The sequence below is a fragment of the Polyangium mundeleinium genome (genome assembly GCF_028369105.1).
Classification (GTDB): domain Bacteria; phylum Myxococcota_A; class Polyangia; order Polyangiales; family Polyangiaceae; genus Polyangium; species Polyangium mundeleinium.
Genome location: NZ_JAQNDO010000001.1, coordinates 11899895 through 11920521 on the forward strand (window position 1 = coordinate 11899895; position 20627 = coordinate 11920521).

The following is a 20627-nucleotide window of genomic DNA, read 5'->3' on the forward strand; positions in this document are numbered from 1 at the left end:
CGACGAGCGGATCGTGGCGCACGTCGAGCGCTTCCATGTAGGCCCGCGCCGCCGCGCGAGGATGGCCCGCGGCTCGCTCACGATCCCCCAGCGATGCGAGCGCACGGAAGCGCATGTCCTCCGCGCTCTCCTCGCCCTCTTCCTTGTCGAGCGGCGCGTCCGTCAATGCGGGCGATGCGAGTCCACAGAGGAGAACCGATACGAGACCGAGGCGGAGCATACCCGCGATCGATATCGCAATCCGACAGCGACGTCTACCCGGACGAACCGTTCCCGCCGACCAACCAATGCCGTCGCCCCGAGGGTTTCACCACGAACGGCTCGGGAGCCCTTCCACGGCGCGGCACCACCGTCGTCGTCGCTGGCGCTGCCGCGGGCTTGGACGTGCGGCGGTAGAAATCTCCGTATGTGCCGCGGACGAGGGTCTTGTCCGGGAGGCGCGAGACGATTTCGTTGCGACCGAAGAAGGTGCGCGCGCGTTCGAGGAAATGCGTGAGGGTGAGGGGAAAGACCATCATGCGTCCGGCAAGCATCGGTCGTCTCCTCTCGTGGATGGGCAGAGCGGGCGCGCGAATGTTCGCCGGGGAGCGACCGAAAATGGAAGCGGTCCGGACCAAGGATGGCCTGTACGTGGCCCCTCGCTTCTTCCTTGGTTCAGGGGGTGGGCCGCGGTACCATGGGGAACAAGGAGCCCCACGATGCGAGCGCTTGTCCTCCGTCTCTCCCTCGTTGCCCTGTCCCTTGTTCTCGGTGGATGCTCGGATGACTTTGACGACCTCCCTTCGTGCGACAAGAAGGCGATCGCTTGCCAGAACAGTTGCTTCAAGGCCGGCCCCGCGTGCAACAGTTGCTGCACCGACGCCCGAGATGCGTGCAGGAAGGCCGAGAGCCACAGCTTCTTTTGGTGTCCCAACAAGGAATAGCAGCGGCCTACAACCATCCTATGTTCGATGCCTCGAGGTCTTCATGAAGAAGGTGCTGCTCGCGCTCGTGGTCCTGGCCTCCCTCGGAAGTTCGCGCCCGGGCTGCGGCCCGTACAGGCCGGAGCGCGACCGAGATGAGGAGGAGAAGCCGCGCAAAAGGCCCGAGATCTGCGACCAATTGGACCGGGAGTGCTTTTATAGCTGCTTTCGACGAGAGGCGAGTTACAGTTGTGCCAACTGCTGCAATGAGAATTCCATCCTCTGCGGCAACCATGAGACGTACGACTATGCGCCGTGTGAGCTGATCGATCCGGCCCCGGCACCCGCTCCGGACGCCGGGACGGGCGACGGCGGCACAGGTGAAGCGCCCGGGAAGGGGCCGCGGCCCTAATGGGTGGATCGCGTCGAGCAAATACTCGGGGGCAACTCGGGCCGGCCGAGCTTTACGAGCAAGACGCCGAGCCGACCGCCGAATCCCCCAGCGATGCGAGCGCACGGAAGCGCATGTCCTCCGCGCTCTCCTCGCCCTCTTCCTTCTCGAGCGGCGCGTCCGTCCATGCGGGCGATGCGAGTCCACAGAGGAGAACCGATACGAGACCGAGGCGGAGCATACCCGCGATCGATATCGCAATCCGACAGCGACGTCTACCCGGACGAACCGTTCCCGCCGACCAACCAATGCCGTCGCCCCGAGGGTTTCACCACGAACGGCTCGGGAGCCCTTCCACGGCGCGGCACCACCGTCGTCGTCGCTGGCGCTGTCGCGGGCGGCTCGGGGTTTGTCAGTGGGCCCGAGACATCCGCTGCCCTTGCCACGTCGGCGGCCGATGCGCCGATGACGCGGGCAGCCCCGGTCGCGACGGCATGGGGCGCGTGCGGTGCGGGCCGGGGCAAGGCGAAGAACAGCATGGCGAGGAGAAGGTGTCCGAGCGGGTACGCATACTCGCTGACGGCCTTGAGGACGCGGCGTCCGAACAGAGCAAGCAGTCCGGGGCTGCCGAGGTACTGCTCCTTCGGTCCGAGGGCGCGCTGCATGTTCGTACGCGCGGCGGCGAGTCGTGATTTCACGGTTCCAAGCGGGATATCGAGCAGCTCGGCCGCCTCCGAACACGTGCACTCGGCGAGGTCGACGAGCACGATCACAAGGAACTGCTCCGGCGGAAGCATCTTCAAGGCCGATAGAAGCGCGCGACGGGCCTCGGAACGCCAAGCTTCCTTCTCCGGCGACACGTCCGGCGTCGCCGTGCGCTCCGCGTCGCCGAGGTCCGGACAGAAAAGCTCGCGTTCGCGTTGCGCTCGGCGCGCTTCCTCGCTCCGGAGGTTCTTGGCGATGCCGAACAGGAAAGGCCGAACCCCGTCGGGGTGTGGCGTGTAGCCGGAGAGCGCCGCGAGTCCCCGCAGCATGAGCTCCTGCATCCTGTCGGTGGCGAGGGTGTCCGAGCGACGTTGCAGCATGCATGCCACATCTGGACGAAGCGCGACCAGTTCGGACGTGAGCGGAGAGGGAATCGTTGTACGCGCCATGTTCCCCCTTCATGATCGGCCGAGGAATTTGGATCGAAGAAATCGAGTGGCTCGCGTCGATTTTCGTCGTGCCGCACAGGGATCCGACCTCTTGGTCCCAGCCGTGCCGAGCGGATCGGCCTTCTCCTCCCTCAGGTCGATGGCTCGCCGCCCTTTCGCTGGGCTTCGAGTTTGTCCCGAAGCTCGGTCATGCTCGTGATCCATTCTCGGTAAAAGCTCGGGGGCGGCTCCTTCTCGTGCATGGGTGGTTTTCGTTTCGCGCGTACCTTGAGCCATCGCTTTCGCGTGAGTTCCTTCGCCTTGAGCCCTTGCTCGAGGTCCACGAGCAGAGGCTCCAGCACGGCGAGCCCCTCCTCGGGCTTTTGGTTCACACCAGCGGACTCCGCGTACATGCGTGTCATCCTGCACTGCGCCTCGAAGTCCGAAAAGCCCAGTCGGACCACCTCGTTCCAGGCGTCGCGGTAGACCTCGAAGGGTTGTTCGGAACCACAGGCTGCACAAAAAGCATCTTGGACGATATATCGACGCACTTTGGGTACCAAAGGCTTGTAGGCATCACATGCGCGTGCCCGCACCACGACCTCCGCCTCGACCCGCCGGTAGTCATCCGCGATCTCGGCAAAGCCCCGACCCCGCGATCGTGCAAAGGCCTTATGAACGGCGCGGCGCGCTTCCCAAATCGCCTCGTAGACTTGGTTGATTTCTTCCCCCTCAGGGCCCGGATCGTACGCTTCGACCTCGGTCCGGGTGACGCGATGTGGGTTGTGCTCGCCTCTTCGTTGGGCTTCGAGTTCGTCTCTTAGGTCCCCCAGGTGCTCGAGCTGTTCTTCGTAAAACATGGTGGACCGTTGCGCCGCCCTGGCTTGTTCCAGCCATCCCTCGAGCTCGGCGCGGAGCGGCTCGAGCACCGCGAGCCCTTCCTGGGGCTGCTCGTCGAACGCGCAAAAGTCCGCATACATCAAGGAATGCATGCACTTCATGAGGGGCCCCGTGAAGCCGACGCGAACGAGATCGTTCCAGGCCTCTCGGCAGACCTCGAAGCTGGGACCCCTGCGACGCGCCAGCGAAAAGATCGACTCGGCGATGCGTCGCTTCGTCTCGAGCACGCCGAACTCGTCGTCACCCATGCACGCCACGAACTCGGTTTCGATCTTTCGGTAGTCGTCGACGACCTCGGCATAGCTTCGGGTCCGATTGAACGATTCCAACAGGATGGCGTTACTCGCTCTCGTGAGTTCCGAGAAGAGCTGATCGACTCTTACTTCTTGTGTGGTCATATCGTCTCGAATGTTACCATTTGATGTTCGGGTATATACACGATTTCCAAGGGCCTTCCGTTGGCCACTTCTTGTTCGCCATGCATTGGTCATGACATTCATTACATCTTGACGCGTTCCACACGTGCCCGGGTTCGCTCTGCACAGGCGTGTCCAGGCAAGCCGTCCGGTGTCGATTGCATTCCTTCTCCCATTTGGGCTTCTTCTGAATCGCCTCCGCGACATCCTTGGCAATCTCCATGGTGACAGCAAACACCATCGTCGCCACGCCCGCTTCAATGAGGATGTCGACGAAGATGGTCGTCACGGTCGTCACGGTCACGATCACGACCTCCCCGACCAGCCCCCGCTCCGGCATCGTCTGCCCGTTCGCAGGCGCGGGCGATTCGGCCAGGCGCAGCTTGCGCAGCCGGAGCAGCTCCTCCGGCACCTTCATGCCTCGCAGCGCGATCCGCGTGCAGCCCGCGAGATCCGCGTGCGGCACGCCCTTCGACGCCACATCGACCACGCGGCCCTCTTCGTCGACCAGCACCTTGTAATCGAACGTGTAGGACCCCCGGTCAAGGTCACCTCCGAACTCCTCCGCACACGCTCGCAGGCGCTCGGCGGTGGCATCCGGCACACGCGGGCCCTCGCTCGCCGCCGGGTAGGTGATCTTGGCCCCGCAGCCGAGCGGGACGAGCGCCATCGTCGCGCAGCCGAGGAGCCCGAGCGAGAGGAGCGTTCGTGTGCGCTGGAACAGCATGGCCGAGATGCGACCAGACACCGGAGACCATCGCCACGGTCGCGCGCTTCTTTTGCGGACCACGCTGACGTCACATGGATCCACGTCGACGCCACCCGACACCACGTCATCGTCGCCTCGAACCACGTCACCGTCGCCTTCGATGACGTCGAGTCGTCTGCGATCACGTCACCGTCGCCTCGAACCACGTCATCGTCACATCGAACCACGTCATCGTCACATCGAGCCACGTCGACGTCGTCCGGCACCACGTCACCGTCGACATGGACCACGTCACCGTCGACATGGACCACGTCACCGTCGCCTCCAAGGACATCGAGTCGCGTGCAACGACGTCGACGTCGCGTGCAACGACGTCGACGTCATCCGGGACCACGTCATCGTCGCCTCGCACCACGTCATCGTCGCCTCGAACCACGTCGACGCCGCCCGGGACCATGCCATCGTCGACTGACGGTACGATATCGCACACCCAGCCGTCCTACCGTGGGTCGTTCCGGCCCCGGTCGCCGAAATTTTGCTACTCAGACCACTGCGCGTCGATACGTTGTTGACAAAATTTCCCCCTTCTTGAAATGTAGGACACTGAGAAAGGGGATGACTGGATGAGCAACGGACCCAAAGCGATCTACAACGGGCCGAGCGTGTGCGACATCACGGATATCAAGGACGACATCATCGACCTCCCGGACGGCGAGAAGCAACATCTCAAGTTCGAGAAGGACGGGTTCGAAGAGGTGCTCGACGAGCTCCTCAAGGCCAAAAGCGGCGCGCTCGCGAAGGCCGGTATCGCAATCGATGTCGTCGCGCGGATCGAGGGTCGCACGGGCAGGCTCAAGGTCGTCCGCGAGAAGAAGGGCATTGCGAAGAAGATGTACGAGGTCCTCGACGAGACCGAAGCGCACGAGGAACACCTGCGCGAAGGCGATATCGCGATCGTCGCGAAGACCGTGCAGACGGCCGCGAAACACGTCGATCCCAGCGTGGCCGCGCCCTTCGAGAAGACGCTGAAGTATTACTCCCAGATCGGCGAGAAAGCCGCCGCGACGAGGCGCAAGAACGCCAAGGCTGCCGCAGAAGCCGCCGCCGCCGAAAAGGCGAGCGACGGCTCCACATGACGACTGCTTCGTGATGTCCGAACTCGCCCCTCTTCGCGTCAAGCCGCCTTGACGAACTTCTGCAACGATTGGGCGAGGTCGTGCGTCCGTTGTTGCTCGGGCGCGAGCTCCTGGAGGACGAAATCACGCACGGGGGGTTCGAGCTCGTCCATGTCCCGCGCATATCGCTTTTTGCCCTGATCCTCGCCCTCTTCGAGCGCGGCGAGCGCGGCGCGGTGGCCGAGCAGGTCGGCGCCGCGCTGCACGATCCGCGCGAATGCGCCCCATACGCCCGAGCTCAGCGCGGGCTCGCCGCCGAGCTCGCGGACCTTGGCGCGTAGCTTGTCGACGCGCCGCTCGTGGCTCTCGTGGATCTGGCGCAGTGAGCTCGTCAGGTCCGGGTCGCGCACGCTGCGGAGCGCAAGATCGTAGGTCTCGACGCTCGCGAGCTCGCCGCGCAAGAGGTCGTTCAGCCGGTCGAGCGTGCTCTCCTTCGAGGGCTCGCCCGTGCGCCGGGTCGAGGGGACTTCGTCTTTGAACGCTTCCTTCGCGGACTCGGCCGCGGCGCGCGCGACGGTGGCCACCTCGCTCGCCGCCGCGGCGATGTCGCGGCCCGCGTGCCCGAGGTGGGCCTTGGCCCGCTCGATCGAGCCGCTCTCGCGTTCATCGCCGCCGCTGCGCTCGATCGGGGCGTTCTCCTCGCCCTGCACCTCGTGCTCGACGTCCGTTCGTCCGCTCGTCTCGGTGTCGCTGCCTTGGGGGACGTTCGTGGAATAGTCGGGCTGGCGCTTATCCTGGTTCATGCGCCGATCCCTGGGGCGCACGCGCGTCCACGTCGAGCGCGCGTCGTCCACGACGTCTCGTGGTAGGCTCGCCCCCGTGACGCTCCTCAAAATTGCTCAGATTGGACATCCGGTGCTCCGGAGCCGAGCGCGCGAGGTCGAGCGCGACGAGCTCGCCACGGCCGAGGTGCAGGCGTTCATCGACGACCTCGTCGAGACGATGCGCGACGCGAACGGCGCCGGCCTCGCCGCCACGCAGGTCCACGTGCCGAAGCGAATCGTGGCGATCGAGGTCAAGGACAACCCGCGGTACCCGTACAAGCCGAACATCCCGCTCACGATCGTGGTCAATCCGGTCGTCGAACCGCTCACGGAGGAGCGATTCGACAACAACGAGGGGTGCCTGTCGGTGCCGAACCTGCGCGGCATGGTCTCCCGGTTCGCCGAGGTGCGCGTGACCGGCTGGGATCGGCACGGGGCGCCGTTCGAGCGCGTGGCGCGAGGTTTGACGGCGGGGACGTTCCAGCACGAGGTCGACCACCTCGACGGGAAGCTCTTCGTGGATCGGGTGACCGATACCTCGACGCTTTGCACGTGGGCCGAGTTCGACCGGTTCCACAAGCAGGCGTTCGTGGAGCGGATCGTGCCGTTCGTGAAGCGAATGGGGGGCTGATTCAGCGAATCACTTCGGGATGACGATCCCGCAGGGGAACTGGACCGAAATGGAGTGGTCGCCCTGCTTGATCGTATCGCACGCGGTGCCGAGCAGCTCGATCTCGTCGGGGCTGTTCAGCCGCCAACCGTTCATGTCGTTGTAGGGCAGCGCCATGCCGTCGAGGTAGACCTGACCTTCGGCGGCCGCGGTCTCATCGACGATGCCGTTCAATTTGAGCACGCACGAGCGGACGCCGTTGATGATCTTGTCGAAGGCGTCGATCAGCGTTTGCGGGTCGAGCGCCTGGTAATACGTGGCCTTCTCGGCGCCGCCGATGGGCAGGCCCGCGCCCGCGTTCGCCAGGTCCTGCAAATGGCCGAGGCTCACCTCAGCGCCCACGCTGATCACGAAGGTGCGGACGTCTTTGCCAAACGCGGCTTGCGCGGCGGCGATCGACTCGTCCTGGCCATTTTGCGGATTCGGCTCCGCGCAGGTGTCGGGCTCGCCGTCGGTCGCGAGCACGAGGATCTTCGGCCCCGGCTCCTGGTACGCGACGAGATCCGTGGTCACGGCCGTGATGCTCTCGCCGGTGGGCGTGTCGCCCGCGGGGCTCTGCGGGGCGTACACGGCGTCGATGGCCGCGTGGTTGTTCAGCGCGAGCGGCACCTTCGCGAGCATGGGGCACGTGCCGCCCGCGTTCCCGCCATTGCTCGTGTAAAGCGCGAGCCCGAACCGCACGTCCTTTTCGAGCTTCTTCACGATTCCGGTGTTCGGATCCATGAGCGTGTCGTAAAGGACGTCCCAGCGATTTCCATTGCCGAAGCCCTCGGTCATGCTGCCCGACTGGTCGATGAGCAACATCACGGTGGGGATCTGCTTGTCGAAATTGACGTTGACGTCGGCGCAGGCGTCGGCGCCGGTGCCCATGGTGCCCACCGACGTCACGAAGTCGATGCCGCCCATGCCGCCGGACCCGCCCTCGCCCGTGGGGATGCACCGGCCCTTGACGTTGCAGACACTCCCCGCGGGGCAGCCGGCCGCGCCAGAGGCGCAGTCCGCCGTGCAGGTGCCGCTGATGCCGCAATACAGGCCCTCTGGACACGCGAAGTCGTTGCCGCAGGTGCCGCCGCACTTGCCGGCGTAGACCGACTCGCAAGGCGCCGCACCGGTGCTGTTCGATCCACAACTCGCCGCGAGCGCGGCGACCCAGGACGCGAGCCCGATCGCGAGGGCGGGCACGAAGAGGCGGCGGAAAAACGTGGGCCGACGGTCATGACGATGACGCTCGAAGTGCATGTGCAAGCTCCTGTGTTTGTCCTTTCGTGAGTGTAACAGCCCACCACGCAGGCGCGCCGAGGTTCCGTGCCATCCCCTCGCGCATGGGCCTTTTGAGCATGGTCGCGGCGTGGTACCCTGCTCGCGGATCTCCTCGATGCAGACTTATAACCTCGCGAAATTGAGGGCGGATCAGCCGAATTTGTGGCCGCCGCTCGTGCTGCCTGCGTGTCTGCTCGCGTGCGAGGCCGCGCCCGGGACCACGAGCTCCTTCGAGCTCGCCTACTTCGCCCAGGGCGTCCAGGATCCGACGATCGAACGTTTTTCGCTGGTGCACGCGACCGACGTCTCGGCCTCCGACGTCGAGGCGCTGCGCGCCGCCGGGCACGAGGATCTGCTGCACGTGGCGGCGGCCGGCGTGATCACGGCGATCCTGCGGGCGCGGGACGATCTCCGCGTGGCGCGCGTGTCGAAGCGTGGCCCGTGGCTGGATCTGCATCTCCAGCGGCTCGATGGGCGGGGTGACGGGGTGCTCGTCGTGTTCGGGACCCAGGGCGCGGATCCCGACGGCGTGCTCGCGGACGTGGTGAAGCACGTGCATGGCGCGCCGGGTGGGCGGAAGATCGCCGGCGCCGTGGCCTTCGGCGGAGGAAAGGCCGCGATCCGGGTCCTGTCATGATCACCTTCGCCTTCGGGGCCGAGGCCTGGCCGAAGAGCCTCACGGTGCCGGACGTCGAGCGCCACAAGAGCCTCCTGATCCAGCAGGCGATGTACGCGCGGCTCACGCAACCGGCGATGGTGTTCCGCACGCTCTCGCGCGGCGCCCTCTACTGGGAGCGCTGGCTCCTGGAGAAGGACCCGGGGCGCTGCGACGAAGAGCGCGTGGTCTCGGGCCTCGAGCTCGCGCGCGACGCGGGTGACTGGAAGGAAGCCGAGCTCCTGCTCGCACACTGCGAGGCGTCGTCCGACCTCGTCGGGCGGCCGTTTTTGGAGGCCTGGAGCGTGATCGTGCGGGATCGGCTGCAGGAGCAGGTCGACAACGAGCAACGGCTGGAGATCGCGTTCCAGAAGTTCCGGGGCACGAAGAACGTGGAGGACGAGGCCGCGCGTGCGGAGCTCGCCCGCGACGTGATGGCGCGCGCGTCGGAGATCGGGCAGGTCGGCTCGCCGGTGCCGGTGAACGCCCTGCTCGCCCGCATCGCCGCGGCGCAAAGCTGGCACGAGGAGGCCGAGGGGTTTTACGCGGCGCTGCTCGTGTGCCGCCCGTTGTGGATCCCGTACATCGTGCAGCTCTCCGAGCACCAGGCGAAGTCGGACCTGAAGCGCGCGTTCAGCACGATCGAGACGGCGAAGAGCCTGCTCGGCGCGGATTTCTGGCTCGCGACCTGAGAGCGGCGGGGCAGCTCGTGGCGGGTGACCCTACGGGCTTGCCCACGGCCGCTCTACGTCTCGCTGCCCTCGTCGGCTGAGCCGGACCTTCCCGCCGCCCGCATGCACGTGGGCTCTTGACAGCGCCCGATCGGGTCCACGCGTCGCGTCTGCGACCGCACCTGCTTCCCGTCCCGCAGCGCCTGCTCCGCGTTTCGGTCGCGGCTGGCTGAGCCCATGGGCGCTCGGCCTACGGCAGGCGTTTGCGTCATCGCGCAAGCCGTCTTCCACGAGCCCGCACGCGCGCCATGTGCCGGATCGGTCTCCAGCGCGACCCTGCTGGGATTCGAGGCCGCCGGAGGCCGCTGCGGGGCGTGGCACGAGAGGTGCTGTCCGTGGTCGCCGACGAAGACGCCACATTGCAGAGCGCCGAAACGGAGCACCTATGACCGACCGCCTGCGCATGACCGTCGCCAAGGGCAACCATCGCCGAGGGATTCCCTATCGCGATTCCTGGCCAACGAGCGGCTCGGATTCGCGCCCGATCTCCGGGACGATTCGCACAACCGCGCCTATCTCGAGGCCAAGGCGACGCGCGGCCATCACGCGCTCCGGTTGAAATGAGGGCGTCGCAAAACGTGGCCATGGTGCGAAGGGGAGGAGCCATCGGGCATGGAAGTACGAATCGATGTACCGAACTGCAACCGGCAAGCGAATGAGGCCATTCAGCGGCTGAAGGCGCTGAAGCGGTGGGTATGGGATAGAGACATCTCCTTCGGGAGAGCCGGGCCGCAGGTCATGGTTCTCGCCGTCCTCGCCGCCGCCGCGCTCGTCGCGGAGCTGTCCTGGCATCACGACGGACTCGGGTTGCTGGAACTCCTGCACGCGAAGAGCGTGGTGATCTTCTACAACGTGAAGGCATTGGCGCTCTCCGACGTGGACGCCCCGATCGCCTCATGGATCGTCGCCGCGGCGATGGCGCGCATCGTCTTTGGAATCCTCGTCGGGATCCTCGATGCCGCATTCTACAAGAGGATCACGGGACGCCCGTTCGATTGGGAGGCCATGATCAACGTCTCCGTCGTCAATGTCGTGTTTCTGTTGACGACGGTGTTCACCTTCATGAACCCATCGGTTCAGCGGCTGCTGCAGCACTACGCAGCCTTGATAGACCGTGTCCCGACGATGGTGCACCTGCACGGCGCCCTCGCGCTGATCGTCGCGTGCCTCCTTGCGGACTTTTGTTACTACTGGTCCCACCGATGGAGTCACGGGAACCGATTCTTTTGGAACCTCGGGCACATCAATCATCATCGCTCGCGTAACCTGTCCCAGCTCACCCAGGCCGTCGACCCACAGTCCTCCCTCCTGGACGTGGCCGGCGGGAGGGCCTTCGTGATCTTCTTGCTCCCCCTGGTGACGAAGGTCTTCGCGCTCGACGTTCGCGAGAGCGGCTGGGTCTTCATCGTCCTGATCCTCCTCGACGCGTGGACCAACCCCTCCCACTCCGTCGTTCTCTACCACGCCGAGAACAGGTTCCGCGTGCTGAGGTTGTTCCGTGCGGTCCTGGTCACCCCCGCCGTGCATTTCACGCACCATTCGAGGGAGCCGATTCACAACATCGTGAACGGATGCAACTTCGGCGCGAGATTGACCCTCTGGGACAGGCTCTTCGGGACCTACGTCGAGCCGCCCGCCCACATACCAGACACGGGGTTGTTCAGCGAGGAGGCCGACTACTGCCGCACGCCCCTGCGCTTCCTGTTTCAACCCTACGTCCGGATGTTCGAAGAGCTAAGGCACAACAAGATCAGGCATTGGCCAGCGATCCTGTTCGGTTCGACGGCCTATGAACCGCCGGTATCGGTGAACTGCAAGTATTGATCGAACCCATCCAAAGCCCGACGGCGGAGAGGCGGATGTAAGCATGAACGTATCTCTGTACGACGCCAGCATCCCCACCATGATTCGCATGTTGCAGAATCTGAGGCAGATCCTTCAAAAGGGGGCCGCCTTTGCTGGCCAGAAAGGAATGAGCCCGGCTGCCCTGCTCGACCGGAGCCTCCATCCAGACATGTTTCCGCTCTCGCGGCAGGTGGAAATCGTGGTCTCAGGCGTGAAGGGCAGCGCCGCCCGGCTGGCCGGCCGCCTGGATCCGAAGGAGGAGAGGCCGGAGTTCGCGGTCTTCAACAGAGGGGACGAGCCATCCTTTGGCGACCGGCTCACGTCCTTCGACGAGCTGCAGGCGCAGATCGAAGATGCCATCGCGTACCTGAAGACGCTCTCGTGCCAGGAGATCGAGGCTGCGCCGGCCACCATCACGGTGGCCAAGCGAGGGGAGGCGCGCATCTTCGAGACCCGCTCCTTCCTGCTCGACTATGTCCTCCCCAATCTCTACTTCCACATCACCGTCGTGTACTCCCTGCTCCGATCAGCAGGCGTCGATGTGGGAAAGAAGGACTTCGAAGGGACGCCCGCCTATCGCGTCCAGCGCCAGGCGTGATGACAGGCCGACCCACTGCGATGGAACGCGAAGGAACCACGGAGATGTCGCAAGGCACTGCCGCATCGAAGAACGAAGCACGTGATGGCGGGCTCTCCCTGCTGTTCATCGGGTTCTTTGTGTTTGGCCTGCTCAGCACGATCATAGGCGTCACGATACCCAATGTAAAACAGGAGTTTGGCATCACGAACGAAGCTTCCGGCATGGTGTTCGTCTGTTGGTCCTGCGGGGTCCTCGTCGGCGCCTATCTCGGCGGGAAGGCATTTTACGTTGCCTCGGCGAGGACGCTCCTCATCGTGACCTCTCTGTCCTCCATCGCTTGCCTCTTGCTGCTCTACGGAGAGAGGGAACTCCCGTTCTATCGGCTCTACATCTTCGCTCTGTCCTTGTCGGGGAGCGTGTTCTTCACCGCGGGGCATGCGACCGCCGCCAAAGCCAGTCGAGGCAACAAGGTATCGACCCTGAGCTTCATGGACTTCTCGTTCAGCATGGGGAGCTTGTCGACGCCTCTCTTGGTCAATCGATTCGCTCCTTCCGGCGCTCAGGCGATCGGCAACTGGCGGCTCGTCTTCCTGGTCGCGGCAGCCTTGCTGGTCGTCGTCCTGGTGCTGGCCGCACGCCGCCCCGAGGGGCCGCGACCGGATCCGACAAAGGCGGCTGCGCGCGTCGGGTCCGACTATCTCTCGGTGCTCCGCAGCCCAATCGCGTTGGCATTCATGATGGGATGCCTGTTCCTGCAAGCCACCGAATGGGGGCACTGCGTCTGGTTCGTCACGTATGCCCACGAGGCCATAGGCCTCTCTACGGAACAAGCCCGAGAGGCCTTCAGTCTCTTTCTGGTCGGAATGGCCTCGTCACGGCTTCTGATGAGCTGGCTCAGCTGGATCTTCCGATCCACGACCTTGATGGCGATCCTCGTCTCGATCGCCACCGTCGCAGCGGCATCCGTGGTGGACCACCAGAGCTACTCGGCCCTCTGTACCCTGAACTTCATGTTCGGCTTCGGTCTGGGAGCGCTCTTCCCGCTGATGCTGGGCTTGTCGATGGAGCTCGCCCCCACGAAGAGCTCGATGCTGTCAGGCATTGGTCTGATGGCAGGCACCCTGGGGGCCCAAGGCCTCTCCTATTCGATGGGGCTTTTTGCCGACCACGCCTCCCTTGCCGCGTCGTACCGCCATATCGTATGGGCGGTGGCCGCGCTCCTCCTTTGCATGCTGGCCTTCTTGTCGCTCCACATCCGGCGACGAGGCCCGAGCAAGGAGCCGGCAGACGGCACCGGAGAAAGCGCGGCACCGGCGATGCTGGATTCAGGCCGGCTTTCCGACGCGCGGGTCGCGTTCAGCTTCCATCCATTCAAAGAGGTGTTCGACGGCCTCGTCTCGCGCCTCCGGGCGCGGGGCTCGCGACGCTCCCTTCGCGATCACCTCCGGCGTGCATTGCTGGACATGGATCTGCGGAGAGAGTTCGTGACCCTGTTCGGGAAGACCCAACGCATCACGCGCGAAGAGGCCTTCAGGTTCCTGCATCACGTGCAGGACAAATACCCTCTCGTGAGGGAGCTCTATCCGAGCCCGGCGGAGATGTTGGCGGTGGCGGACCAGAATCCCGTCCCTCGCTGACCAGCCGCTTTCGACGGTCCACAAATGGCTCATTTCATGCCCGGAGGTCTACCATCGTGAACGCTGAAACTACACCCGAAAATGTCGAGGCCGCACCCGCGGAGCAGGAGCCCACACGCTCGTCGGAAAAAACCAGCATCCTGACCATCAACATCCTCGTCGCGGTGCTCGTGATCGGGGGAATGGCAGCCCAGAATCTTTTCTATACCGTCCAGCCGGACGAGCGGGCCGTGATCACGCGCTTCGGCGCGGTCATCGGCCAGGCGGGGCCCGGGCTTCACTTCAAACTCCCCTTCGGTATCGACGAGGTCCAGAAGGTCCCCACGGAGCGCGTCCTCAAGCAGAAGTTCGGGTTCCCCACCGAATCGAGCAAGGAGGGCGATCGCGCCCACGCCCCCATCGGGGATGACCGAGAGGAGCGCGAGATGCTCACGGGGGATCTCAACATGATCGATGTGTCCTGGGTGGTGCAGTACCAGATCCGTGACCCGGTCGAATATTTGTATCAATTGAAGGATCCCGAGCGCTCGTTACGGGACGTCTCCGAGGCGGTCATCCGCCGCCTCGTGGGGATGCACCCGGCCAGTGACGTGCTGACCACGGGCGGGGGGGAGATCTCCCTGCTGGCGCGTGACGAGATCCAGAAGGCGATGACCGACGATGCCTCCGGCATTCACGTCACGGCGGTGGAATTGCATGCCGTGGTCCCCCCGGAGCGGGTGCGCTCCTCCTTCAATGAGGTCAACCAGGCTCGCCAAGAGCGCGAGCAGATGATCAACGACGCCATCAAGCAGAAGAACCAGGCGATCCCGAAAGCCATCGGCGAGGCCAAACGTACCATCGCCGAGGCCGAGGCGTACGCCATCGAGCGCGTCAATCGTGCCAAAGGTGATGTCGCCCGGTTCCAGGCCATCCTCAAGGAGTACGAGCGAGCGCCGGAGGTGACCCGCAGACGCCTCTATCTGGAGGCCCTCCGGGAGGTCGCACCCAAGGCCGGCAAGATCATTGTCGTGCAGGATGGGGACAGCCACCCACAGTCGTTCCTCCACCTGAACGAGCAATCGGGAGACGCGCAGAAATGAATTTCAAAACCGCCGGCCTCTGCGTTCTTTTTGCCATCCTTTTGATCACCGTCTATTCCTCTGCCTTCGTCGTGAGCGAGACGGACCAGGCATTCATCCTCCAGTTCGGCGAGATCAAGGGCGAGGCGATTACCAAACCCGGTCTCCATTGGAAGCTGCCCTTCGTCCAGGAGGTCCGCCGCTTCGACGAGCGCCGGCTCGTCTGGGAGGGAGATGTCGAGCAGGTTCCGACCCGCGATCGCGAGTTCATCCTGGTCAATGCCAGCACCCGCTGGCGTATCGACGATCCACGGCTGTTTCTGGAAAGCGTGCACGACGAGCGCGGCGCGCAGCTCAGCTTCGATGACATCCTCCACGCTGCCGTGCGCGACAAGGTCTCCGGCGCCAGGCTGGAAGGGGTCATCGGCTCTCCGGGCCGAGAAGAGCTGGAGCGAGGGATCCTGGAAGCTGCCCAGGCTCAGATGTCCAGCTACGGAATCGAGCTTTTGGACGTCCGTATCAAGCGCGTCAACTACATCGCAAGCGTACGGGAGCAGGTGGAGAACCGCATGATCTCCGAGCGTCAAAGCATCGCGGAGAAATTCCGCTCCGAGGGCCGTGGCCGCAGCGAGGAGATCCTCGGTGAGATGCAGAAAGAGCTCCAGGACATCCGCTCGGAAGCTTCACGCAAGGCCGAAGAGATCCGCGGAGCCGCCGATGCCCAGGTGGCCCGCCTCTACGGTCGTGCCCATAGCAAGAACGCCGAGTTCTATAGCTTTCTCGAAACCCTGGAGACCTACCGCGATACGATGGGGGCCAACACAACCCTCATGCTCAGGGCAGACTCCGACTTCTACCGCTACCTCCAATCGATCGAAAAACGCTGACGAGAGCTCGCGGGCCATGGGTAGAGCCGTGGCCCAGCGGAGCGCGGGCCATCCCTTCGTCTTCGTGCCAGTCGACGCGCCCGAGCGCTTGCGCGCTTGCTCGTGCCTGGGGTAATACGCGGCGCCCCTCCCACGAGCGAGCTCATCCGTGAAGCGCACCGCCCTCCTCCTCGCGCTCGTCCTGTCCGTCGCCTCGGCCTCGAGTTGCCGAAGGCACGGGGCGGACGGGATCAACTTCGAGCACCAGCACGACCTCGCCTACAAGTCCTTCGTCGAGGACGCGCCCCCCGCCGAAGCGTCGCGCGTCGAGATCCACGAGGCACTCGAACAGCCGGACGCCTTCTTCTACGACCAATATGGCGCGACGCCGGAGAAGAGGTTCACGGCAGCGCCGGGGTATCCGAGCGAGGAGCGGCCTCATCGTGTCCTCGGCATGATCTCCCTGAAGGAGCGCGTCGACGTCTCGGGGTACGACAAAGAGGGGCTCAAGGCCGCGTTCAACAACGAGGCCCTGCGCGCGCGCCGGGAAAAACTCCTCGCCGCGGAGGCGGCGCGCCATGGCGCAAACGCTCTCTACCTGACGAGCAGCGTCACCGATCCCTTCGCTCGAATGCCCGAGCGGAGGCGGACCTATTACGCCGTCTCCCTCGCCCCCGACCCGCCCAAATACCCCGACGTCGAGACGCTCCTCGGGCGGCTTTCGCTGGCCAAGGACGGCTACCGCGAGGTCAAACGATTCACCGCGAAGCTCGAAGATCTCCGCGACCGGGCGCCCGAGACCATCCAGCTCAAGCGCGGGCATTGTTACATGATGGCGATCGCCTTCCACCCCGAACCCATCGAGCGGAAGTTCAGCGAGGTCACTTCGATCAATTTCACGTACAAGGTCCCCAATCCGGAGGTCTTCCCCGGCATACCGCACAACAACGCCGGCGCCGGCGGCTTCAGCCAGCGGCGCGACGGGGATCAGAGCAGGTTTTACTCGAAGCACTTCCTCGACGGGATCTGGTCACGCACGGGCGCCGGGGAGATCGCCTGCCCCGTCTATCGGACCCAGCCGGCAGAGCTCTCGTTCACGACGTTCGACGGCAGCGCGCTGAAAAACCCGCCCACATTCGAGCCCGGGCGGGGCACCGCGGACTTCGTGGTCTACGAGCACAAGCTCACCACCGAGAAGTTCAACGAGGCGGCCTGCATCCGCTGCTACAACGTGGCACAGGAATGCAGCTACCGAGAACCTCTGTCCACGTGCGCCGATCTGAACAAATGCCTGCACACGACAGGCGTGGCGCTCGGCGTCTGCGCTGAACGATATCGCTGAATTCGCGTCAATCCGCGCCCGCGTCCATGGGCGCCGTGCCGCAATCGGCCGGGACCCCGCTGCCCGGGGCGAGGACGTCCACGCCGTCGTAGCAGAAGTTTTCGGGCCCCTTCGCATAATACGTGTCGAGGAAGGCGCCGAGCGCGGCGGTGTCGAGGCAATCGGCGCGGAGGAGCCCGCCCCACGCGGCCGCGGCGAATCGGACGTCCAGCGCAGGGTCGGGGACGACGATGATGCGCGCCTTCAAGGGTGCGACGCAGAGCGGATCGGCCGGGCGTGCGTCGAGGAATGCCGCGAGGGTCGCGAGCTCGGATTCGCAGCCGCCTTCGCAATGGTACGAGATGACGACCGCGCCGTGCTCCATCGAATGGACGAGGAAACCACGCGGGACGGGCGCGTCGTACCACTTGAACGCAGCCCACGAGGGGTAGTGCGGGCCCGAGGTCGGAGGGTTCGTCGCGTACACGACGGGGGAGCACATCACGACGTGCGGGGCGGGCGCGATGGGCACGGCCATCGTGGTGACGGGGCAGGCGCCGGCATCCCCCGGTCCAGCGTCGGGTTCGCTGCCGCCGGCGCCACCGCTTCCGCCAACGCCTCCGGCGCCGCCGCTTCCGCCAACGCCTCCGGTGCCGCTTCCGCTGCCGCCCGCGCCACCGCTTCCGCCTCCGGTGCCGCCTCCGCCTCCGCTTCCGCCGACGCCGCCCGTGCCGCCGCTTCCGCCGACACCACCAGCGCCGCCGCTTCCGCCGCCCCCCTGCCCTCCTGCGCCGCTAGACGAGGACGAGGACGAGGACGTAGACGAGGACGACGACGAGGACGACGCCTCCGCGCCCGCGTCCACGGGCGCGGGGGACACCGTCTCGACCGGCGAGCACGCGAACACGACGACGGGGAGCGCGAGCGCGCCGAGGGCCACGGCGCTGCGCAAAAACAAGCGATCTCGGCGGCGAATCACCCCCGAGACTGTATCAGGCAGGCGCCCCCGTCGGGCCGGTTTTCAGATGCCGCCGCGCGTGCGCGCTTCGCGCTCGAGCTGCTCCTGGTACTCCACGCTGAAGCGCGCCCAGGGCCGCGAGCGCAGACGCGGAACGCCAATCGGCTCGCCCGTGCCCTCGCACAGGCCATACGTGCCGTCGCTGAACTTCGCGAGCGCGCGGTCGATCTCCGAGAGGAGCTGCACGTCCCGTTCGAGCAGGCGTGAGGCCATCGCCGTCGCGCCCTCGATGTTCGCCTCGTCCATCTCGTCGCCGACCTCGCGGCCGGTGTCGCGCTCTTGCTCCTGGCGTGTCTCGATGCTCGCCAGAATCTCTGCGCGACGCGTCTCCAGCAACGAGCGCAGCTCCTCGCGCTGCTCTTGCGTGAGCTCGGGTAGCTCGTCGATCGACTCGCGCGTCGCCGGCCTTGCAACGGGCCTTTGCGGCACGATGCTCCCGATCCCTACTCCCTTTCGAGCGTCCATGGTTCCCTTTGCCGTTCGGCGAGTGTTTTCCGGACGAACGGCAAAGGACATGCCCCCCGTCCTGCGCACGAATCGCACGTCGCGCCGAAGGACGGAGAGCCTAGCAGGCTCAACGGCGCGCGCCGCCGACCCCGAGCGTCTTGATGAGCCAGCCGATGTCTTCGAGCGCCGCCTTCGAGGCCGTGAGGGCGACCTCACCGCGGGGTGCGTCCACGGTGCCCGACGAGCTCGACGTGAGGAAGATGGGCGTGTCGCCCTGGTGCGGCATCGTGGCGACGGCGCGCATGAGCTGCTCGACGCGCGCATCCTCGCGCGGGCCGATGACGTCCTTCATGCGCTCCAGGTTCTTGACCAGCGGGCCCATCGACATGAAGCCCGCGCCCATGTAGGTGCCGCGGCGGAGCGGCTCGAGATCCGTGCGCGACGCGATCGTCCCCGTGTCGGGCGCGCCGGTCTTCACCGCGAGCAGGCGCTTGACGAGCCCGTCCGGCTTGCCGCCCCCGACGGCGAGCCACGTGCGCGACTTGCCGTCCGACATGAGCAGGACGTGCATCTCCACGGTGACGAGATTTTTCTTCGAGGCGCTCTTGTCGAGCAACGCCGCCGGGAGGTTCTCGATCCGGATCGCGAGGTCCAGCGAATCGGCCCCGAGGGCCGCGGGGCCGGGGCCGACCTTCACCTTGGGGATCGCCTTCGAGAGCTCCGGGCCGAACTCCTTGCGCATCGGATCCTGGAAGCCCTTGCGGTTGTAGACGTCCGCGATCTTGCGGAGCTGCTTGCCGAGGTTCGCCGAGCCCTCCTCGTAGCCCACGAGGCCCCAACCGATCCAGGTGTTGACGAGGGCATCCGCCTCTTGCTGCGGCGTGCGCTTGCCCTTGACCTCCGAGACCTCGTTGCGGCCGCTCGCCGAGACCGTCTCGACGTCCTTGCTCATGGGCCAGTCGAACAGGTCGCCGAACGCGCGATGATCGGCCTCGGAGCCGATGTTCACCTTCGCGAGGACGCCTTCGCTGAGGAGGCGCGCCGTGCGCAGGAGCGGCTGGAAGCGCTTCGGTTCGGTGCCGCGGCCATACACGACGCTCGCGCTGTCCTTGGGCGCGCGCCAGAAAATCGCGGGCGGCGGGCCGGCGCGCTCGGGACGCTCGCCCATGAGGCCGCTCACCCAGGAGTTTTTCCCGCGCATCGAGAGCGAGGCGCTCGCGCGCAGGCACGTGGCCGGGTCCATCGCCACGTCGAAGGTGAGTTTGTCCGCATCCGAGGCGAACGCGACGATCTCGTCCGCGAGGCCCGTGGCAGCGTCGACGATCGCGCGGTCGAACTTGGGTTCGCCGAGGGAGAGCTCGGCCTGCGCGATCACGGGCAAACCCTGGACCTGCGTGCGGAGGAGCGAGCCGTAGCGGGCCTCGGCCGGCGCGAAGCGCACTTCGAGGTGCATGTCCGAGGCCGCGCCGGCCTGCGTCGGCAACGTGCGTGTGAGGTACGGAGCGAGCGTGGTGACGTCCTTCTCCTTCGGCCCGCACACGAGCCGCGCGGGCGTCGCGCCCGCGGACGCTGCGATCACGCACGTCGAGCCCGACTTGCCGCCGATGCGGAACATGCCCGGCCCGAGCTCCGTGACGGGGCCCGCGCCCTCGACGGCCATCTTCGCCTTTTCGATCGAGGTGAGGCCGAGCGAGAAGGCCACGAACGCGCCGGGGCGCTTCGATTGTGTTTCGAGCGAGGCCACGGCGAACACCGGCGCGTCGAGGGAGACGGCGGCCGCGAGGCTACGCACGTCGACGTTGCTCGACACGACGTCGCGCAAGAGCGCCCGGAGCTGGCCCTCGACGCCGCCCATGAGCGGCTCCGACGGAATGGCCGCGCAGCCCCCGAACGCATTCAGCGTGGCCGCGGGGCTCTTCCAGCCGAAGAATGCGACGACGTCCTGGGGCTCCGGCACCGGCGAGAGGTCGTAGGCCGTCTCGGTGGGCGGCGCGACGGCGACTTGCGCTGCGCCCTTGTCCTTCGGGGTATCGGCCGGGGTCTTCGTAGGTTCGACGGTCGCGGGCGACGGGCCACACGCGAGGGCGAGGAGGGCAACGGCCGGAAGGAGCGACGTACGCATGGTCCGCCTTATACGGCGGGCGGA

General features: G+C 65.8%; 21 protein-coding genes. 11 read left to right on the forward strand and 10 right to left on the reverse strand.

Annotation, left to right across the window (positions count from 1 at the left end):
• Positions 1-254: 254 nt before the first annotated feature.
• A complete protein-coding gene (locus POL67_RS54585; protein ID WP_271928293.1) occupies positions 255-533 on the reverse strand; it encodes a hypothetical protein in 279 nt (92 codons plus the stop codon).
• A 433-nt stretch (positions 534-966) separates the two neighbouring features.
• On the opposite strand from POL67_RS54585, the gene POL67_RS46990 reads away from it, so the two are divergent.
• Entirely contained in the window at positions 967-1314 is a 348-nt protein-coding gene (locus tag POL67_RS46990) for a hypothetical protein (protein WP_271928296.1), read from the forward strand.
• 254 nt (positions 1315-1568) lie between these two features.
• Here the strand turns inward: POL67_RS46990 and POL67_RS46995 are convergent, their stop codons facing one another.
• The 4 genes from POL67_RS46995 to POL67_RS47010 form a co-directional block, all read right to left on the reverse strand.
• Complete coding sequence (locus POL67_RS46995; RefSeq protein WP_271928299.1) at positions 1569-2378, reverse strand: RNA polymerase sigma factor; 810 nt, start codon at positions 2376-2378, stop codon at positions 1569-1571.
• Positions 2379-2578: 200 nt separating this feature from the next.
• On the reverse strand, positions 2579-3817 hold the full coding sequence (locus tag POL67_RS47000) for a hypothetical protein (RefSeq protein ID WP_271928302.1): 1239 nt from the start codon (positions 3815-3817) through the stop codon (positions 2579-2581).
• Entirely contained in the window at positions 3738-4490 is a 753-nt protein-coding gene (locus tag POL67_RS47005) for a hypothetical protein (RefSeq protein ID WP_271928305.1), read from the reverse strand. The genes POL67_RS47000 and POL67_RS47005 overlap by 80 nt, the downstream gene beginning before the upstream one ends.
• A 142-nt stretch (positions 4491-4632) precedes the next feature.
• A complete protein-coding gene (locus POL67_RS47010; RefSeq protein ID WP_271928306.1) occupies positions 4633-4908 on the reverse strand; it encodes a hypothetical protein in 276 nt (91 codons plus the stop codon).
• A 166-nt stretch (positions 4909-5074) separates the two neighbouring features.
• On the opposite strand from POL67_RS47010, the gene POL67_RS47015 reads away from it, so the two are divergent.
• Positions 5075-5587: a hypothetical protein gene (locus POL67_RS47015; protein WP_271928308.1), complete on the forward strand. Its 513-nt coding sequence runs from the start codon at positions 5075-5077 to the stop codon at positions 5585-5587.
• A 38-nt stretch (positions 5588-5625) separates the two neighbouring features.
• Here the strand turns inward: POL67_RS47015 and POL67_RS47020 are convergent, their stop codons facing one another.
• A complete protein-coding gene (locus tag POL67_RS47020) occupies positions 5626-6369 on the reverse strand; it encodes a demethoxyubiquinone hydroxylase family protein (RefSeq protein WP_271928309.1) in 744 nt (247 codons plus the stop codon).
• A gap of 76 nt (positions 6370-6445) precedes the next feature.
• Between POL67_RS47020 and def the strand changes: the two genes are divergently transcribed.
• Complete coding sequence (def, locus tag POL67_RS47025) at positions 6446-7021, forward strand: peptide deformylase (protein ID WP_271928311.1); 576 nt, start codon at positions 6446-6448, stop codon at positions 7019-7021.
• Positions 7022-7030: 9 nt separating this feature from the next.
• On the opposite strand, the gene POL67_RS47030 is transcribed toward def, so the two are convergent.
• A complete protein-coding gene (locus POL67_RS47030) occupies positions 7031-8299 on the reverse strand; it encodes a vWA domain-containing protein (protein ID WP_271928312.1) in 1269 nt (422 codons plus the stop codon).
• Between the two features lie 136 nt (positions 8300-8435).
• On the opposite strand from POL67_RS47030, the gene POL67_RS47035 reads away from it, so the two are divergent.
• From POL67_RS47035 to POL67_RS47070, 8 genes are all read left to right on the forward strand, one after another.
• Positions 8436-8957, forward strand: a complete 522-nt coding sequence (locus POL67_RS47035) for a hypothetical protein (RefSeq protein ID WP_271928313.1) — start codon at positions 8436-8438, stop codon at positions 8955-8957.
• Complete coding sequence (locus POL67_RS47040) at positions 8954-9667, forward strand: hypothetical protein (protein WP_271928315.1); 714 nt, start codon at positions 8954-8956, stop codon at positions 9665-9667. Before POL67_RS47035 ends, POL67_RS47040 begins: the two co-directional genes overlap by 4 nt.
• A 651-nt stretch (positions 9668-10318) precedes the next feature.
• Positions 10319-11530 carry a sterol desaturase family protein gene (locus POL67_RS47045; RefSeq protein WP_271928318.1) on the forward strand — a complete coding sequence of 404 codons (1212 nt, stop codon included), beginning with the start codon at positions 10319-10321 and terminating at the stop codon, positions 11528-11530.
• 43 nt (positions 11531-11573) lie between these two features.
• Positions 11574-12149, forward strand: a complete 576-nt coding sequence (locus tag POL67_RS47050; protein ID WP_271928320.1) for a DUF1993 domain-containing protein — start codon at positions 11574-11576, stop codon at positions 12147-12149.
• 44 nt (positions 12150-12193) lie between these two features.
• Positions 12194-13768 carry an MFS transporter gene (locus tag POL67_RS47055; protein ID WP_271928321.1) on the forward strand — a complete coding sequence of 525 codons (1575 nt, stop codon included), beginning with the start codon at positions 12194-12196 and terminating at the stop codon, positions 13766-13768.
• Between the two features lie 56 nt (positions 13769-13824).
• On the forward strand, positions 13825-14850 hold the full coding sequence (gene hflK, locus POL67_RS47060; RefSeq protein ID WP_271928323.1) for an FtsH protease activity modulator HflK: 1026 nt from the start codon (positions 13825-13827) through the stop codon (positions 14848-14850).
• Positions 14847-15716, forward strand: a complete 870-nt coding sequence (hflC, locus tag POL67_RS47065) for a protease modulator HflC (RefSeq protein ID WP_271928324.1) — start codon at positions 14847-14849, stop codon at positions 15714-15716. The genes hflK and hflC overlap by 4 nt, the downstream gene beginning before the upstream one ends.
• A gap of 148 nt (positions 15717-15864) precedes the next feature.
• Positions 15865-17037 (forward strand): hypothetical protein, encoded by a 1173-nt coding sequence (locus POL67_RS47070; protein WP_271928326.1) that lies wholly within the window; start codon positions 15865-15867, stop codon positions 17035-17037.
• Between the two features lie 7 nt (positions 17038-17044).
• On the opposite strand, the gene POL67_RS53990 is transcribed toward POL67_RS47070, so the two are convergent.
• From POL67_RS53990 to POL67_RS47085, 3 genes are all read right to left on the reverse strand, one after another.
• Positions 17045-17995, reverse strand: a complete 951-nt coding sequence (locus tag POL67_RS53990) for a thioredoxin-like domain-containing protein (protein WP_271928329.1) — start codon at positions 17993-17995, stop codon at positions 17045-17047.
• 42 nt (positions 17996-18037) lie between these two features.
• Positions 18038-18499 (reverse strand): TraR/DksA family transcriptional regulator, encoded by a 462-nt coding sequence (locus POL67_RS47080; RefSeq protein ID WP_271928332.1) that lies wholly within the window; start codon positions 18497-18499, stop codon positions 18038-18040.
• A 109-nt stretch (positions 18500-18608) separates the two neighbouring features.
• Positions 18609-20603 (reverse strand): hypothetical protein, encoded by a 1995-nt coding sequence (locus tag POL67_RS47085; protein ID WP_271928333.1) that lies wholly within the window; start codon positions 20601-20603, stop codon positions 18609-18611.
• Positions 20604-20627: the final 24 nt, after the last annotated feature.